The sequence below is a fragment of the Burkholderia sp. Ac-20365 genome (genome assembly GCF_017104715.1).
In the GTDB taxonomy this organism is placed as follows: domain Bacteria; phylum Pseudomonadota; class Gammaproteobacteria; order Burkholderiales; family Burkholderiaceae; genus Paraburkholderia.
Window position 1 is genome coordinate 306880 of sequence record NZ_JAAGPI010000004.1, and the last position, 15797, is coordinate 322676.

Below are 15797 nucleotides of genomic sequence, written 5' to 3' on the forward strand. Positions count from 1 at the left end.
TCATTGTTTGCAGAACTGCCGGTGCGTTTCTATATCTGGTAGGACAGAACGCAAACATGCATTCGTCGAGGGCCATTTCTCTTTGCACCACGTCCGTACATGGCGTTCGTTGCCCGTACGAGTGAGGCAACTCGAGCCGTTTCTCTAGTGCGCCAAAATGAGCGGCGAACGCAAGTGCCGTCAAACGCTGGCCGCGGCTGCGTGAGGTCACTAGACCGTAGCGAAAGCGGGCTGTTCACCTTGATACACGCCGAATCGCCGCTATTGCAGGCGCATCGCCTGCCGGACGCGCAACCCTTCGCGTGTACTAACGTTCGGAAGGAGAGCTATCGTGGCCGACAAGCTTCAAACCCTTCAGGTCAGCGGCAAAATCAGTCCCTGTAACTTGGGTGTACAGGTGTCGCAACAAAAGATCGGCGCGACAGTTACACTTCTCGCGTATCCAAAAGGCGGAACGCCCCGCGTTATCGGCGGCGGGGTGGCCACATGGACGTCTCAGGCTATACCCCTTGATCCCGGCGTGATGCTGACGCCCAATGTTGACTCGATTTTTGCGCTTCAAGACTGGGCCGGATCCGGATACGCTAGCAGCGACCCGTCGAACTACGTAACTGTTGTGCCCGCACCGAGTAATGCGGACATCAGTAGCGGCACATTCTCCGGGCCGCTATACGTGTGTGCGGGCTGCGTACGATTAGCGGGCGCCTTCCCGTACGCGAACGTAATTCTAAAAAATGCAGGCGGTGAGCTGCTGAGTGCCGATGACGGGATTGTCGGGGCTGACGGCGTGGCTGACGTCCGCCTTCGTCGTACGCTAAAGCAGACCGACGGCTTTCTCCGAGCCACGTTGACCGGATGCAACGGAGTCCAGGGGACAATCCAGTCTTCACGGATCGTGGCGCCGCCGGTGTCACTCCCTCAACCATCGATTCAGTCGCCCGCCGTGTGCAGCCCGGTTCTGCTATGTGACGGACTAACGCCGGGTGGACAGGTGTTCATTACACGAGCCGGACAGGAGTTTGTCGCCTGCGCGCCAGCGCCGTCGGTGGCCATCCGCCTGCCGCCCCTTTCGCCGCCGACGCCGAATGACAACGAGTTGCACGTGCAGGAGGTCTTTGGGCCGCCCTGCAATGTCAAGACGATACCCGTGATTGACGTACCGATAAGGGCAAGCGCACAGCCGCCAACCTTCGGAAGCACCCCTGTATGCGCCGGAGATTTGAGTCTCGACCTGCAGTCTCTCGAAGTAGGAGGGGAACTGGAAATTTCGTTACCCGGGGGCGACAGAATTCTCGGCGGAATTGTCGCAAGCGGGATGATTGCTCGCGTTCCCGCGCTTGCCGAAGGCACGGTTCAGGTCCGGCAAAACCTGTGCGGCGATCCCAACACCTGGAGCCCCGTGGCACAGATCGTCGTAGGCGGCCGAATTCCATTGCCGCCACTACCAACATACCCTGCTAACGAGCAGAAAGGCGTGGACCTGCGGGGTCCATTGCGATGGATTCCAGGACCGGCCACGCCATGCAACGCCGCACAGGCGTTTTGGGTACAGGTTTCGACGATCGAGGACTTTAAAAAAGCCATCAAACAAAAGCTGGTGATCCGGGACGTCCAGATTATCACCGGTCACTCGTGGACGTTCTACTCCGGGGCGGCGCTCCCGTCAAACACCCAACTTTTCTGGCGAGTAGCGGCGCAGACCGGACCTCAAAGCGGTGAATGGTCGGCCGTCTGGTCGTTCACAACAAAGCTTGAATCACCTGTAACGGGTGATCCGCCAGTTCCGCCGGAAGTGTCGAAAGATTTTCAGTTCGTTGAGGATTGTTGTGGCGTTGGAGCGGGCGGCTTTCGGCGAATCATCTGGGTAGCAGCTTCGTCATATGCCGATGCACTCAAGCAGGCTGAAGCGAACACCCTCAACGGCTGCCGCATTATTGATTTCGACCCGACTGATCCCTCGCAGGTTGCGCCTTGCGATAATCCCTAGGCCGAGAGTCGAAGACATTGAGTGCAATGTGCTAGCATGCTTGCTGGCTGCCTTCCAAACCTGCCGGCGGGTTGAACCAGGCGCAGCACCCCTTGCTTTTCGCACGACGACCTTTTTCCGAGGTCTGCATGGAATCGCCGGTATGTGGACCAAAACGAAAAAGGTTTTGTCATGTATCGCGACGTCTACGGTCTTCCGCACGCTGTCGTCAGCCTCTCCTCCCTGAACGCACTCAAAACGATCGCCCGGCGGCAGTTGCCAGGCGTCAAGCATGCGCATGTTCTTGAATCGCTCGCGGCAGCGCTGGGCGAAAACAACTGGGCGGCGCTCAATGCGAAGCTATCAGAACGCGTCCACGACATGGACGCTGTCCTGCTTTTCATGTTCTCTTACAACGATCTGTGCGCGAGGCTTTACGACTTCGGGTATCGGGATCTGAACTCGACTGACCTGGACTTTTCGAGCGTAACGGAAATATTTCGTCGACCGGACCAGACTCAAACTTTGCGGGATATGGTCGTGCGAGGCACCCTCACAGAACAGCATCGCGACCAGCTTGTCAGGATGGTCGAGGAACGGCAGTCAATGCTGATCATCGGGATGCTTGGCTCCGGAAAAACGACTCTCATGCTCGCCATACTCAATGAAATGGCCACTCGTGCGCCGTCAGAGCAATTTGCCCTTTATCGGGACGCGGAGGAGGGGTCCGGGTTCCCTGCCAACGTCCGAACCGTCGAACGGCACCCGAATGTATCCAAGCATGACGAATCCAGCGTTCCGACTTTCAAACGCGAGCGCGTGGCAATCGACGAAATCAGAGACGGAATTGGCGTTCGCGCGATCGACGCGTGGAACAGGATGGGTGGCGGACTCGGAACGCTGACTGCTTACAGCATCGAATCGTGCCTTGACCGGCTTGTCCTTGCGTTAGGCGTCGGTGCGACCAGAGCGGATGGCAACGAGCTTCAACCGTACCTACGGGAGAGCATCGACGCAGTGATCCATGTCGACAGGAAGGCGACTGCGCGGATCAAGGAAATCGCAACACGGGCTGACCTCGCAAGATACGGCTGGTAACGGTTCAGGATGGGCACGTTGCGGCCGAAGACGCTTGAGATTGCGCTTCCGTCAGCAGCCCGCTTCCGAGGACATCCGCTCCGGAAAAGGCGTCTCTTGCGTCCAGAAATGCAGGTGCGGCCATCCCGTGACGCCGGGCCGATTACGGATTGCACAGAACCCAGCATGGGCGAGTCCATGCACCCCGATGTAGGAGCGCAACTGCAGCGCGAGCCTCACGGAATCCCCATCATTGCCGTACTCGTCGTCGCGGATGATCTCTTCGCCGGGCAAACCCAGTTCGGCACCCGCCGCCCAAGCCCACGCAGTGGCCTCGGGATCCGAGCATTGAATGACTGCGCGATAGAAAGGCTCGTCGGGATGTAGGCATGCATCCGCGACAATTCGCAGCATTTCGCGTTGGCCGGCAAAGAGATTCCCGTCCATAAGAGACCGAAAGCACCGGGGCGTTATCGCAAGATGTCCGCTCTCATGGAGCATGGTCGATACGCGACAGGTGGGATCGACGTAAAGCGCGCCCCTTCTGATGCTGCAGCCTTCGGAGAAGCCAGTCGCGCCAATTTCGTATAGGACCGGGATCCCGATTTCATTGAGGAATCTCATCACGCGGTCGCGCGTCTCGGGGGAATCAATCTGATAGGGCTCGGGCATGCGCACGCGCGTGGTCGACGGCGATCTGTTCATTTGAGGGCCTTGCTTGTTTCGTACCCGCCAACAAAGGTCTGGCGCGCCGGCAGCAACATTCGTTCGGAATTGTCCCGAAAGCGTACCGCGGGATCAACGCGGGGCAAATCCGGGGGAGGGCGCTAGCGCGCTTCCCTTCACCGTTTTCTTGTTAGGCCGTGAAGGCTAGACGGCGCCCGCGACCATTGATGAATCTCCGACCTGGCCGCAGATTATGCATCAGGAAAGAAAGCCCCGCGATCGCCGCTGGCGTGCGATCCAATCGATGTCGCCGCCTGTGACTCGGCGGGTCCCGAGATCGCGCTTGACGTCATCCGAGGAGGGTTTCAATACACTGCGGGCACAGTTGCGGTGCCTTGCCGAAACCTTCCTCAAACCCCATCTCCACTGCGCTGGCGACGTATGCGCTACCGAGGTCGCAGATGGGCGCGTCATATGAGCCTCCGAAACCTCCGTCGACTTCCTCAGAAACGTGCGTTTGCGCGCCGTCGATGAGAAGACGGCGGATCGGGCGGACGTAGGCGCCTGTTTCGTGTGGCCACAGGAATGCGTCCTGTGTTGCCAATCCGTAACGGTGAAATTCGAAGTTCTGCTTTTCCGGGTTCAGTTGCCATCCGGACATCAGGACGAACTTCACGACCTGAACCGCACGATCCGTTGAGGCGATCTTGCCCAACCCTTCTACGTCGACCTGACGGTACGTGTCGCACGCTGTCTGCGCGGATTCAAACAACGGGGAGAAAATTGCTCCCGCCGTTTCACAATGTATGAAGAACCGCCGTGTGCCGTCACGGTATTCGATGCATCCGAGAGATCTCGCCATGTTGTTGCACTCTACGTTTTCTTGGTGTTCGGAGTTTCTGGTTCTCATCTATCCGGCGCGGAATCGTCCGCTTGCCTGTCGGGTCCCAAGCTTTCTCGCGCGGCTAGTTTCGCGCATTGGTTGGCACGACAAGATCACGCAACACGACGATGGAAAAAGTGTCTGCCGCGGGATCAATCTTGGACGCGAAGGCCTTTCCGTGGAGCGTGGCATCGCCGACTACAAACCGACCAGGCGTGGTCCAGGATGTCCACTCCACACGGTCACCGCTCTTCCAGCCAAACAGACGGCTTTTCCGGGGGATAACGACCGCGTGAGACACGGTCGCGAGCACGTCGACAGTGACATCGCAGTTCACTGGCGTGTCGTCCCTGCTCGCGAGCAGTACCGCCGGCTTCACGAAACTCGCACACTCAAATGACTGACCCGTGAGGAGGTCGGGCTGGATCTGCGCGCTTCGTTCGGCATGGGCAATCGTGGCAACGGCGATTAAGAGAGGTAGTGCAATCCACTTCATGATAAGCGTCCAGTTTGTGCGTTGAGGGAGGGCTATAGCACGTCCGTCGGCGACCCAGTCCCTATCCGCTGCAGCGGACGTTGTGCACCGGGACAAGGTACGTTGTCGCCTGATCCTCGATCCGGTCAGTGACGGCGATGAGCCCCTCGCACGGGTCAACCTTCGGATCCGGAAAGCTGATTCGCGACAATGTCGCGCTGTGCAAACCAACGGTGACATCGCCAACGTATTCAAGGGGGGCGAAGTCGGACCGGTCGCTCGTTTTCAACAACAGGCTCACCCGGGCCGGGGCGCGCGATTGGAAACGCAACGAGTATGTGAGATTGCCCGCGCCGAACACGGCACGAACATTGTTCTGGCAGGCGCTGTCGCATTGGGTGAATGTGGGAGTAGCGTTGGCGGCCAGTGATGCTGCTGCGGTGAGAATTATTCCCACTATTGCTTTTTTCATTAGAGCGTATGTTCCTGGTATTCCGGGACACTGAAGCCCGTTCGCAATGAAAGACGCGAAGCGGTTGCCGCTCGCGGTGTCGGGGCGCGTCGCGGCTCAGGAGCTCAGTTCGACAATGTGCGACGAAAATTCAGCCGAAACGAAAACTTTTTCGGATGCGGGGCCAGGCGGCGTCCCCGAGAAGGACGGTCCCGCTTTCCCACGCCTTCAATAGTCGTACACATGCTCGACAGTCCAGCCAGCATCGTCGGCACCGGCGAGAAGTTCCGTCAGCTTCGGTACTGGAACCAGCATCACAACTCGGGTGGTGTGTGCGGGCGTGCGGATCGGCTGCGTGAAAAGGGTCCGCGCCCCGTCGACTTCGACTGCCTTGCCCTCCGGCGCCCAGAGCGACACGAGTATGGTGGACTGGTTGCCAGCGATATCGATGATATGCAGGCCTTGCCGTGCGAGCGCCGTGGCGGCGATCCGGAAGTCGTAGTAGCGGGGCAGCGAAAGCAGCGCACGCCCATCATCGAAGCGTTTTACCAGCTTCACCTCCGCTGGCGGCGTCCAGTCATCGGGCAGCCGGTCGACGACCACGTCCGTCGTCATCTGCGGCGGCGCGTACGCGGCATGCGTAGCAACCTTGATTGCTTGCGCGTAAAGCGCCTTGACGCCGTATTCTCCCGTCAGCGCGAAGCGACGCTCCCACTTGCGGATCATGCCCGGACCTGCCGTCGGCACCTCCGTCCAAAGGCCCTTCAGGCGCGAGCCGAAGTTGAACAGATACCACGGCTCCTGGCGGATGAAGTCAACGTACTGCTGGGCAGTCTGCGCGTCGTAGCGGTCTTCGTCGGTCGCGCGCGCGCCGCCGAGCGCCCAGCTGATGCGGCCGACAGTGTTGCCATATACGGCGCGCACGCCGTACTCGACAGTCGTGCTCGTCGCGATCACCCCGATCATCATGTGGTAGCCGGGGTTTATCGGATAGCCTGCGCGCAGTTGCTCCCGGGTGACGATAGCGTAGCTGGACCATAGTTCGCCAATGTGGGCGACGAACGGGAACTCGTGCGAGGGCTCCGACTGCATCATGCGCGCGTACTCTGAAGGCGAGTGGACAAGCAGCCATTCAGGGTAGGTTAACAGGGTCTGTTCGGCACCGCGCCGGTCGGCCGGCGGCACCAGACTGTCGGGACTCCCAACGCTCCCGTCGGCACTCACCTCCACGCTGCCAGCCGCAGACGCGATCGAGTTGCTCGCCGCTTCCTGTTCAGATGCGTGTGCCCCGAACGCGCTGATAAGCGTGAGGGTGGTGGCCGCGCGCGCGAGTAAGCGGATCATGCGTGGTCTCCCGTCTTGACGAAGGCCAGCATCAGATTGCCCGTCGGGTCGCCGTCCTGCGGCAAGGCTGGGCCACTCACGCGAAGACCAGCAGCCTCGACGCGGGCAATCCAGTCCTTGATGCTCGCAAAGTGGCGCGCCTCGGCGGCATTCGTCTCCCATGTCTCTCCGAGACCGGCATTGAAAACCGTGTGAGCGAGGGCGACGAAGCTGTCCGCGCGGGGATCCTGTACATCGTGTTCGCGCAGCAGGAACACGCCACCTGGGCGCAGCACGCGCGCGATCGAGGCGAGAAATGCTGCCAGTCGCGCGGGCGACATATGGTGCAGGCCAATGAAGCACGAGACGAGATCTGCGCTCGCCGTCGGCAGCTCGAGCGGGGCGTAACCGTTGAGCGAGCTAAAGGTTCCAGCCTTGCGCAGCCCCCCGCGCTCCACGATATCGACGGGAGAAAAGCCGCCTTCGACGTCGTGCACAAGGGTCGTGGTGCCGCAGAGCGCGAGGTGACGGCGCAGCGCCTTCACGTAGCGCCCTGTCGTGCCGATCTCGACATAATCGCGAAGGGCGCGGCTGCCAACCAGTTGCGCGGCCTGCGCGCCAATCACGGCTTTCTGACGGGCGAGCGAGGGCAACGCATGCGTGAGCATCGCAAGGCGCGGTGTCGCGCCCGGCAGCGCCGCCTGCACGGACTGATAGATCGCCTCGTCGTCCGTGTGCGCCGACACCCCGTTCTGGATGAGCGCGTGCAGGTTGTCGGGCGGCACGATATCGAAGACGTTTTTCAGGAAGGTGTGAAAGCGCGTCGCCTCGGTGGCATCGTCGTAGACGGCATGAAAGAGCGAAGGGGAGGTGCAGGTATCGCCGGACGGAGCCGAGCCAGCTACGGGTGCGTAATAGCGGTCCCAGAGCCCGCCGCGCAGGCGGTAGTGCGGATCGAGTTCACGTTTCATGGCAAAGAGTTCCTGTGCACGGGGATAGGCGCGGTGAAACTGTTCGTTCATCGCATGCATCTGGTAGGGCAAGTAGTAGGTGCCGCCCGCCGCGAGCACTGCGTCGACGAGTTCCCGCGTCCAGACGCCAACGCGCGCCTTCGCTGCCCCGTCAGTACCCTGCTTGTAGTAGAGAACGAAGGCAAAGGTGTCGCCGCGCGCCCACGACATGAGTGTCTCGTCGTCAGAGCTTGCATGACGTACAGATACGTTGACCGTGTTCACGCCGTGTTCTCGCAGCACAGCGCCAAGCGCCTGTGAGAACGTCTGCAGCGACCGCGCGGGGACGAAGTACTCCTGCAGGACATACGTGCTCTGCGTACGGTCTGTGGGCTCGAGCTCGGCGACGTCGTACCCTGCCTCGTAATTGCGCCAGTGCACAGCGCGGCGCGCGTAGATGAGCGGATCGTAGAGAAACTCGCGGCGCGCCTTGCCCGCTGACGTCTCGGTGATCGCCCACAGCAGATAGCGGGCGAGAGGATGCGTGCGGCCGGGTGCCTGCAATCGTGGCGACGTTGCGGACTTGTCCGTCTCGATCCAGCTTACGGCGCGGCCACGACTATAGTGCGGCGGATACAGGTCGAAGTTGTGGAACACGACATCCTTGCGCGCGCGCACGTTCGCATCGAACCATGTTGCGTAAGCCTCAAGCGACATCTTCTGCGCATGCCGCTCGACGCACGTATTCGGCACGAGGTCCAGTTCAACTTCCGTGATGACACCGATCGCGCCATACCCGCCGATCGCGGCGAAGAAGAGGTCGGCATGCGCGTCGCGCGACGCCGTGACCACCTCACCATCCGCCAGCACCAGCACGATGGATCGCACCGACGAGACCACCGGCCCGAAGCCGATATAGCGGCCGTGCGCATTGACCGACAACGCGCCGCCGACAGTGAAGTTGGCGTAGGTTTGCATGACTTTCACCGCCAGGTTGTGCGGGTCGATCGTGCGCTGGATGTCGCACCAGCGGATGCCTGCCTGCACCCGGATGCGCGCCGCGGCAGGATCGAGCGACAGGATCCGGTTCATTGCAGACAGGTCGATGTGCAGGCTGCCGGGGCTTGCCGTCTGGGTCCCCTGGCTGAACTTGCCGCCGCCGATCGACACGGGCAGTCCGGTGCGGCGCAGAAGGGCGGCGACCTCTTCGGTCGAGCGCGGGCTCGCGACGCTCGCAACCAGAACCTCATTCAGACCGGTGATGTCGTTGATGATCTGCATGGTCTCGTTCGCTTCATGTTCGTGTTGGTGTGGAGCGAATAATGACACAAGGGATCAAGAGGATGCCGATTCATTCCGACGGGCATCATAGAATGCTCCAAAAAGTATCGAAAAATGACCTTTTTTGAACGGATGTCAAAATGAGCGAAATCGACGAGATCTGCAAATTCATCAAAGATGTAATGAAGACGCGTCGCATAACGTATCGTCGCGCGGCCGAGCTCCTCGGCATTTCTGAGGTAAGCGTCAAGCGTCTTTTCTCTCAGCGGCGCCTTTCTGCTGAGAGGCTTTCTGACTTCGCACGAATTCTGGATATGACGTTGGTGGAACTGGTGACGCTGGCAGCGACGCCAAAGAAGGCCGTGGCGGCCCTTAGCGAAGAACAGGAGAGTCGACTCGTCGCCGACGAGACGTTGCTGCTCGTCACCGTGTGCGCGATGAACCACTGGACGGTTGACGAAATAGTGGGCGTCTACAACATCACGCGGGCGCAATGTATCAAGCATCTCCTCACGCTCGAACGTATGGAGATCGCCGATCTCTTGCCTGGCGATCGCATCCGGCTGAGGGTGTCGCGAGATTTCGGCTGGCTGCCTGGCGGTCCGTTCCAGCGGTTCTTCGTGACGCAGGAATTGGGGGATTTTCTGGCGAGCCACTTCGCCGGGGAGGACGAAACGCTCGAGTTTGTTCACGGGATGCTCACGCAGTCCGCCATCGCCGAATTACAGGTTGAATTGCGAAGGGTTCGTCAGCGCGTTGGTGCGCTGCACGCAGAATCGATCGGTGCGCCCTTAAGTGACAAGCGCGGTACCGGGATCGTGATCGCGATGCGCGAATGGGAACCGGAAAGCTTCACGGCGCGGCGGCTCGCAGATAAGAAAACGCCGGAGAGGGCGCGACGTGGCCGAGAAGTGGGTCATCCTCGGTCAAAAAAGACTGAGACTGGATAAGGGTTCTAGGGTCACGAAAGACGCGTGTCCCCAGCGACCAGCAGATGCCGGTGAATCGTGCAGTAACACTCATCATGCCAGCCGAAGTGCGGATCCCGGCAGATCGAATGTCGAACGGAGTCCGGAAGAGGCGACGACTCGCGGCACAACTCGGAAACAAGCGCCGCGAAGATGGAGCCCGGCTCTGGCCAGTCGGTCTGGATCGGGCCGTCTTTTAGCCGGTTGCCGCTCGCAAGTTCGCGCTCGACGACGGCCGCCAGTTCTGGGCACAAAGCGGTCGCGGGAATCTTCTTTGTCATCGTGGTTATTCAGTGCGCTGACTCCACCGCGGCGCGGTATCAGCTGATTTTCTTGCATGCGAAGAGAATCACGCGCATGCCCGGACTGCTCGGTCCGTAAGAGCGATACTCCGGATTCTTGATGTCGATCAGTTTCTCGGGGTGCGGAACTTCATCGCCTTCTTCTCTGGCAACAGCTATCTGGGCGGATCGCTGGGTCGCGCAATTGATCGCATAGTGTGTAATCACAACGTCTCGCTGGCCCCCGACCAGTAACTCGTTAGCTCGCACCCAGATGTTGACCTTGTCACCCGTTCGCATGGCACTGTTTGTCTCATAGAACAGGTCTGCGTACAGTCCGGTGTCCCGGTCGGCAGGTCCGAGCTTTTGCCGATACATCGGAGCCCAGTCTCCATCGAGTCCGAGCTTATCCGCATGAGCGGTGACCGAGAGCGTCGCCAGTACGACGCACAGTAACTTCTTCATCTAACCCCCGTAAGTAATCCGCCTATTCTAATGCGCCTGGCATGCGGGGGAGTGTTGCCCGCTGCTTGTCCAAACGGAGCGTGGCGTCCGGCGGTTATAGCCGCAGCCGCTAGTTGACCCAATGCGCATCATCAGGAGTGGAGTTTAGATGTGACAGGCGGTTCGACGACATCCACGGGACTGAATTTTTTCGTGCGCCAGCCGTAAAAGTGGCCAGAACCGTTCTTAACAGGGGAGCCAACGTGTTTAATGTCAAAAGCATCACCACACTCGTCGCAGCGATCAGCCTTGCCTTGTCCCTTTCCGCGTGCATGACGCCGCACTCTTACGTCGATGCCAAACTCGGCGAAACGGACTACTCGACCCTGAAGAAGTCAGCGTCGCCGCAGGCCGTGCAGCTTTTGGTGGAGTTCCAGACGAAGGGCGTGGCGAACGCTCGCGCAACGGAATACGTGCGCTCGCACGTGTACGAGCAGGTGGCTCAGTCGGGTCTGTTCAGCCAGGTCTCATATTCGCCGGTCCCGTCAGGTCGCAAGCTCTCGATCTCGATCAACAACGTTTCGCTGTCGGACAATGTCGCGGCGAAGGGCTTTGGAGTCGGGCTGACGTTCGGCCTGGTCGGCACGACGGTCGCGGACGGCTACGAATGCACGGCGAGCTACGTGGAACCTGGGCACGAACCCGTGACGAAGGTGGTCAAGCATGCGATCTACACGACGATCGGCAATGCGGCCGGTCCCGAAGGTCTGAAGTCGATGCCTCTGCAGCAGGCGAGCGACACGGCGCTGCGCCAACTTGTCGCCAAGAGTCTGGCTGAACTGGACGACTCGACGGATATCGCTCAGTAATGGCGGCATTCTCAACGCGCCGCCCCGCCGGCCGCCTCGTCACGCTCGCTCTGATCTCGGTCACCCTGCTCGGTGGTTGCGTCACACAGCAGGTAACGCCGTATCAGCCGAGCGTGGCGAACCAGATGAAGCTGGGAAGCCTGCCGCGCGGGGCGCGCTTCCAGGTGGCGCCGGCCGGCAGCGATCCTGCCGATATCCAGACGACGATCCGCGCGTTGCGTATCGCGCCGCCCTCCGACGGGTCGTGGACTTCCTATCTCGATCAGGCGCTTCGCACCGAGCTCGAGACGTCGGGCAACTTTGATCCGAGAGCGGCGTCGAGCATCGAGGCCTCGCTTTCTGAAGTCCACATTGCCGACGGGCAGGCGCATGTCACGGGGCGCTTCGTCGTTCGGGACGGCCAGACCGTGCGGTACGACAAGGTGCTACGCGCAGACGCGCACTGGGATTCAGCGTTCCTTGCGGCGATCGCCGCTTCGAGCGGCATGAACCAGTCCACGGCGATATTCCAGGCGTTGCTGCGCAAGCTCTTCGAAGATCCGGATTTTCTGAAATCGAGCGTCTAGCCGGTTCCGGCTGTGGTGAATGTCGGGGCCGCCAGAGCCACCCGAGGGATTTGCTTTGCTATCATCGCAGCGCCCGTTCTCGGACAGGCGCTGATGCTAGTGCAGCCACAAACGCCTCGGCTGGAGCGAATTTGGTGCTCTTCGGCCCGAGCAAGGAAAGAAATGAATATCGGATTTCTCGCACGATGTGCCGTCGCCGTCGTCGCACTCACCTCAATACGCTACTCAGTGCTGCAGGAACATGTCGACGTGCGCGTGCGGTCGGCATGCGCAGCCGGTGTCTCATCAAGCGTCGTCGCCGGTGGTGACAGTTGCATTTATCGAGACGTGTCGCTGCGGGGAAATGTGCTCAGGCGTGACTTCGAGGTGTCTGGCCCGACGGGTATTGGAATTTCCACGGACGAGGCGTTGATCCAGTCGCCCGGAAACAATGCGGGGTTCACGTGGCGCTCGCTGGCCTTGCTGCTCGTAGCCGTCGCGATGTGGATGCCATCGTTGCTCCAGCTGTTCTTCTCGCGTAACGATCCGGCGGCACACCAGTAGGAGAAAAGGGACGTGGAACTGCTGAACAACCGTGTGTACTCGGCGCGCGAAATAGAAAAATGGCTGGTTGAGTCGGCCGGAATGGCCGCGGGCAGCCGCGCGCAGAGGCAGGCAATGAAAGAGGGTGTCAGCACCGTGGTAGGGGAGGACACGTATCTTTTCAAGAGAGTTAGCGAGACGCACCTCCGGGTGTATCGCGCAAATGCAGCGGGCGTGAAGGAAGTAATCGAGATACTGGATCGCGCGACGTTCTCGAGGCACGACCGGTGGAAGTTGGCGGCTGCGTCGGTTCTCGCGATCGCGTTATGTTTGTTCGGCGCTGCCGGACTGATCACGACGCTGGTCCGCCACTTCATACTTCACACCGATTAATCGCCAAAGCGCCAATGGGCGGAGGCGCGCGATTCGATCAGACTGAATTTCCACGCGCTTCAGCCGATAAGTAGTCTGCACGGAAAGGAAGCGTTCACGTCCCGACCGCCGGCGACACGGCCACCGAGGGCAAGAGGGCCGCGTCAATTTCAGACGAAAAATCCATAAAGGCTATGAAGACCAAGATCATTTCTATCACGCTTGTCGCTCCCCTCATGCTCGCTGCATGTGGATCTTCGAAAGATGCGAGCAACGGCAATTTCGAGAAAGCGCTCGACGCTCACTTCGCGAAGAACTGTATCGTCGCCGAGCCGTTCGTCGCGATGGCCGACGGTCATCGTTACCCGCTGACTGTCCGGATGCAGGCCAAGGCGGCGTTCATCTCGCAAGAACAGGTCGACAAGAACAACGCGAACATCACGCGACCGCTCGACGCGCTGGTGAAAGCGGGGGTTCTGTCTGCCACTGAGGGGACGGCAAAGGAAAAGCCAATGTTCGGCGGCGCGGAATACACCGTACCCACGAAGGTGTACGCACTGACGGACGCAGGCAAGAAGGCCAGCGCGAACCCGGAAAGCACAGCCCTGTGCGTTGGACATCTGAAGGTCGACGAAATCATTCGCTTTACACAGCCGGGCGACTTCATGGGCCAGAAGGTTTCACAGGTTTCATTCACCGCGAGCCCCGTGGACGTTCCGGACTGGGCAAAAACTGCGGATTTCCAGAGCGTCTACACGGGCGTCGCGAAGACACTTTCGGGGCAAACAAAGGATATGCGTCCGCTCGTGCTCGCGAGCGATGGCTGGATCGACGCAGTCGACTTCAACAAGTAAGTCGCGGCAGGCGGCGCTTTGGGAAGATGGGTGCGCAGCCCAAAGCGCCCAAAGGCCGACCGGGGGAACGGGGGCGCGCCGCCCGCCCCGTGGAAAAGTCATTACGATGGCCTGCCGAGAACTTCCGAGGGCGCACATACGATTGGCTTCGCACCCGCAGGCAGGTTCTCGTTCGCCATGCGGCCAAGTGTTGTCCAGCACGGCCGATGCGACCAGCGATCCCACACTCAGTTCACGCCGCCAGAGTCGGACATCATCGGCGCATAGCGGAACATCCACGAGAACCAGAGCACAAGCGCGGTGAAGACGGCGCAACCGATGATCACCGCTCGTTTGAGTGTCGGTGTCATGAGGTCAGATCCCGTGAAGCGCGGCGCTAACGAGCCTCGCGCGACGTTGGAGTTCGTGGATCAGGTCGGTCTCACGTATCTTCGCCTTCATGACGCGACGGATATCGGCCTTCTGCACGCCACGCCCGAGTTCAGGGCAGGCGCCCACTAGCGCGGCGTGCACGCGGGTCGCCCTGTCGCTTCGAACGAGCAGTTCGTGGTAGACGAGACTGACCGCATACAGGTTCTCGTTACTCGCGGCGAGATCCTCCTCCGTCATCTGCTCGGGCCGGATTAGCCGCACTCGCTGATAGAACGGCCACCATATCAGTTCGTCTTCGTCGGCCTGCGCGTACTGATACCAGTCCTCGTCGAAAATCTGGATCCAGTTATCGCCCGTCTCGTATTCCGGCTTCGCGCCGGGTAACGCCGCCGTCAATTCCTCCTTCACGAATGACAGGCTCTTCACACGGGTCAGCCGTTCGACAAGTTCGGGGTGGTGTTGGGCAAAAATCCACATATCGCTCGCCGGGTCTCCGAGCGTCAGGTTCTGTGTCTTGCTCAGGCGCGTCTTGCTGGCGGACGCGAGCGGTGCGAGAAGCGGCCTGAATTTCCGCGACAGACGCGCGAGGATCGTATCGACGTCTTTCTCCGCCTGCGACTCATAGTCTGCCTGCCGCTGGCAATAGGAGATGAGGAGGCTCGCGGACTGGTTTCCCCTCCGAAGTTGCGCCTCCGCGCGGACCGCTCCAGCCTTTAGCCACGTGTAGTCAAGATAGACCCAGTGCTTCAGGAGTTCGCGCAATCGGAGATGTCGCGATCGACCTTTGTCGAGCGCGATCAAGGCGACACGATAGGACCGGAAGGCGGGGTGCCGCTCGCACAGTTGCCGGACCGAGCGCCGGTAGCGGCTAAGCTGGTCATTGCCGAGACGCGACTTGTACTTGTTCTCGATGACGATCAGGAATTCGTTGACCGGGTCGACGATGAAGAAGTCGAGGTGGTTCTCCGCCGAGATTCGGTATTCGCGCAGCAGAAGGATGCTGTGAAAGCCGGTGATGCTGATTCGGGCGGGTGTCCAATGGGCGAAAAAGTCGGCGTTAGGGCCGTCGTCGACTTCGCAGTTGTTCCACGCCGCCGTTAGAAAATCCTTGAAGAGCGCATCGCCCTGGCCATGTCCCTCGCGCGGATTGAGCAGCCATTGCAGGATCTGGGAATGCTGCGTCTCCTGCGGCGCGATGATATCGAAAATATCGTTCGCTCTTTTCAGCGCCTCGATAGCCTGCCCCAGATCGGGCTCGCTCACAAACTCCTGGAACATACCCGTGTCATAGGCGGGCGTCACGCCGCGTCTTGTTCTGGTCGCCATTTTCACCCCGTGTGTTGGTCGGGGAATTATGCCGGAGGACACGCGCGGGAGCACGGCGCAATTGGCGGCCTTCCACGCCAGATTTTCACCGGCTTCTGTAGAAACGCGCGAAACGGGTTGAACAGTGTCCCCGGTTGGGGTGGGCACGTCG

General features: G+C 60.4%; 18 protein-coding genes. 8 read left to right on the forward strand and 10 right to left on the reverse strand.

Annotated features, from left to right (window positions below):
* The first annotated feature begins 331 nt into the window (after positions 1-331).
* Entirely contained in the window at positions 332-1987 is a 1656-nt protein-coding gene (locus G3O01_RS10320; protein WP_205804521.1) for a hypothetical protein, read from the forward strand.
* A 144-nt stretch (positions 1988-2131) separates the two neighbouring features.
* The gene (locus tag G3O01_RS45245) at positions 2132-3064 is read left to right on the forward strand and encodes an ATPase, T2SS/T4P/T4SS family (RefSeq protein ID WP_205804522.1); all 933 of its coding nucleotides are present in this window, start codon (positions 2132-2134) and stop codon (positions 3062-3064) included.
* A 51-nt stretch (positions 3065-3115) separates the two neighbouring features.
* Here G3O01_RS45245 and G3O01_RS10330 read toward each other — a convergent pair whose 3' ends face one another.
* The 6 genes from G3O01_RS10330 to G3O01_RS10355 all read right to left on the reverse strand — a co-directional run bounded on the left by G3O01_RS10330 (position 3116) and on the right by G3O01_RS10355 (position 9072).
* Complete coding sequence (locus G3O01_RS10330) at positions 3116-3748, reverse strand: hypothetical protein (RefSeq protein WP_205804523.1); 633 nt, start codon at positions 3746-3748, stop codon at positions 3116-3118.
* Between the two features lie 310 nt (positions 3749-4058).
* A complete protein-coding gene (locus G3O01_RS10335) occupies positions 4059-4571 on the reverse strand; it encodes a hypothetical protein (RefSeq protein WP_205804524.1) in 513 nt (170 codons plus the stop codon).
* A 103-nt stretch (positions 4572-4674) separates the two neighbouring features.
* On the reverse strand, positions 4675-5088 hold the full coding sequence (locus tag G3O01_RS10340; RefSeq protein ID WP_205804525.1) for a hypothetical protein: 414 nt from the start codon (positions 5086-5088) through the stop codon (positions 4675-4677).
* 61 nt (positions 5089-5149) lie between these two features.
* Positions 5150-5539, reverse strand: a complete 390-nt coding sequence (locus G3O01_RS10345) for a hypothetical protein (RefSeq protein WP_205804526.1) — start codon at positions 5537-5539, stop codon at positions 5150-5152.
* A gap of 207 nt (positions 5540-5746) precedes the next feature.
* The gene (locus G3O01_RS10350) at positions 5747-6862 is read right to left on the reverse strand and encodes a hypothetical protein (RefSeq protein ID WP_205804710.1); all 1116 of its coding nucleotides are present in this window, start codon (positions 6860-6862) and stop codon (positions 5747-5749) included.
* A complete protein-coding gene (locus G3O01_RS10355) occupies positions 6859-9072 on the reverse strand; it encodes an FAD-binding protein (protein WP_205804527.1) in 2214 nt (737 codons plus the stop codon). Before G3O01_RS10355 ends, G3O01_RS10350 begins: the two co-directional genes overlap by 4 nt.
* Positions 9073-9212: 140 nt before the next feature.
* Between G3O01_RS10355 and G3O01_RS10360 the strand changes: the two genes are divergently transcribed.
* The gene (locus G3O01_RS10360) at positions 9213-10022 is read left to right on the forward strand and encodes a helix-turn-helix transcriptional regulator (RefSeq protein WP_205804528.1); all 810 of its coding nucleotides are present in this window, start codon (positions 9213-9215) and stop codon (positions 10020-10022) included.
* A gap of 11 nt (positions 10023-10033) precedes the next feature.
* Here the strand turns inward: G3O01_RS10360 and G3O01_RS10365 are convergent, their stop codons facing one another.
* Together G3O01_RS10365 and G3O01_RS10370 are read right to left on the reverse strand one after the other, a co-directional pair.
* Positions 10034-10321, reverse strand: a complete 288-nt coding sequence (locus tag G3O01_RS10365) for a hypothetical protein (protein WP_205804529.1) — start codon at positions 10319-10321, stop codon at positions 10034-10036.
* Positions 10322-10360: 39 nt separating this feature from the next.
* Positions 10361-10786 carry a hypothetical protein gene (locus G3O01_RS10370; protein ID WP_205804530.1) on the reverse strand — a complete coding sequence of 142 codons (426 nt, stop codon included), beginning with the start codon at positions 10784-10786 and terminating at the stop codon, positions 10361-10363.
* Between the two features lie 242 nt (positions 10787-11028).
* Here G3O01_RS10370 and G3O01_RS10375 point away from each other — a divergent pair, with 242 nt between their 5' ends.
* From G3O01_RS10375 to G3O01_RS10395, 5 genes are all read left to right on the forward strand, one after another.
* The gene (locus tag G3O01_RS10375) at positions 11029-11634 is read left to right on the forward strand and encodes a hypothetical protein (RefSeq protein ID WP_205804531.1); all 606 of its coding nucleotides are present in this window, start codon (positions 11029-11031) and stop codon (positions 11632-11634) included.
* Positions 11634-12200 (forward strand): hypothetical protein, encoded by a 567-nt coding sequence (locus tag G3O01_RS10380; RefSeq protein WP_205804532.1) that lies wholly within the window; start codon positions 11634-11636, stop codon positions 12198-12200. The genes G3O01_RS10375 and G3O01_RS10380 overlap by 1 nt, the downstream gene beginning before the upstream one ends.
* 162 nt (positions 12201-12362) lie before the next feature.
* On the forward strand, positions 12363-12743 hold the full coding sequence (locus tag G3O01_RS10385) for a hypothetical protein (protein WP_205804533.1): 381 nt from the start codon (positions 12363-12365) through the stop codon (positions 12741-12743).
* Positions 12744-12755: 12 nt separating this feature from the next.
* Positions 12756-13115: a hypothetical protein gene (locus tag G3O01_RS10390; protein ID WP_205804534.1), complete on the forward strand. Its 360-nt coding sequence runs from the start codon at positions 12756-12758 to the stop codon at positions 13113-13115.
* Positions 13116-13288: 173 nt separating this feature from the next.
* Complete coding sequence (locus G3O01_RS10395) at positions 13289-13948, forward strand: hypothetical protein (RefSeq protein ID WP_205804535.1); 660 nt, start codon at positions 13289-13291, stop codon at positions 13946-13948.
* Between the two features lie 227 nt (positions 13949-14175).
* Here the strand turns inward: G3O01_RS10395 and G3O01_RS45560 are convergent, their stop codons facing one another.
* Positions 14176-14298 (reverse strand): hypothetical protein, encoded by a 123-nt coding sequence (locus tag G3O01_RS45560; RefSeq protein WP_277403018.1) that lies wholly within the window; start codon positions 14296-14298, stop codon positions 14176-14178.
* A gap of 4 nt (positions 14299-14302) precedes the next feature.
* Entirely contained in the window at positions 14303-15793 is a 1491-nt protein-coding gene (locus G3O01_RS10400; RefSeq protein WP_346779164.1) for a PD-(D/E)XK nuclease family protein, read from the reverse strand.
* Positions 15794-15797 lie beyond the last annotated feature (4 nt).

Coding starts and splice junctions, on each gene's coding strand:
- G3O01_RS10355 (WP_205804527.1), bottom strand. CDS start 9,072: ATGCAGATCATCAACGACATCACCGGTCTGAATGAGGTTCTGGTTGCG.
- G3O01_RS10350 (WP_205804710.1), bottom strand. CDS start 6,862: ATGATCCGCTTACTCGCGCGCGCGGCCACCACCCTCACGCTTATCAGC.
- G3O01_RS10395 (WP_205804535.1), top strand. CDS start 13,289: ATGAAGACCAAGATCATTTCTATCACGCTTGTCGCTCCCCTCATGCTC.
- G3O01_RS10380 (WP_205804532.1), top strand. CDS start 11,634: ATGGCGGCATTCTCAACGCGCCGCCCCGCCGGCCGCCTCGTCACGCTC.
- G3O01_RS10365 (WP_205804529.1), bottom strand. CDS start 10,321: ATGACAAAGAAGATTCCCGCGACCGCTTTGTGCCCAGAACTGGCGGCC.
- G3O01_RS10340 (WP_205804525.1), bottom strand. CDS start 5,088: ATGAAGTGGATTGCACTACCTCTCTTAATCGCCGTTGCCACGATTGCC.
- G3O01_RS10330 (WP_205804523.1), bottom strand. CDS start 3,748: ATGAACAGATCGCCGTCGACCACGCGCGTGCGCATGCCCGAGCCCTAT.
- G3O01_RS10370 (WP_205804530.1), bottom strand. CDS start 10,786: ATGAAGAAGTTACTGTGCGTCGTACTGGCGACGCTCTCGGTCACCGCT.
- G3O01_RS45560 (WP_277403018.1), bottom strand. CDS start 14,298: ATGACACCGACACTCAAACGAGCGGTGATCATCGGTTGCGCCGTCTTC.
- G3O01_RS10345 (WP_205804526.1), bottom strand. CDS start 5,539: ATGAAAAAAGCAATAGTGGGAATAATTCTCACCGCAGCAGCATCACTG.
- G3O01_RS10385 (WP_205804533.1), top strand. CDS start 12,363: ATGAATATCGGATTTCTCGCACGATGTGCCGTCGCCGTCGTCGCACTC.
- G3O01_RS10360 (WP_205804528.1), top strand. CDS start 9,213: ATGAGCGAAATCGACGAGATCTGCAAATTCATCAAAGATGTAATGAAG.
- G3O01_RS10335 (WP_205804524.1), bottom strand. CDS start 4,571: ATGGCGAGATCTCTCGGATGCATCGAATACCGTGACGGCACACGGCGG.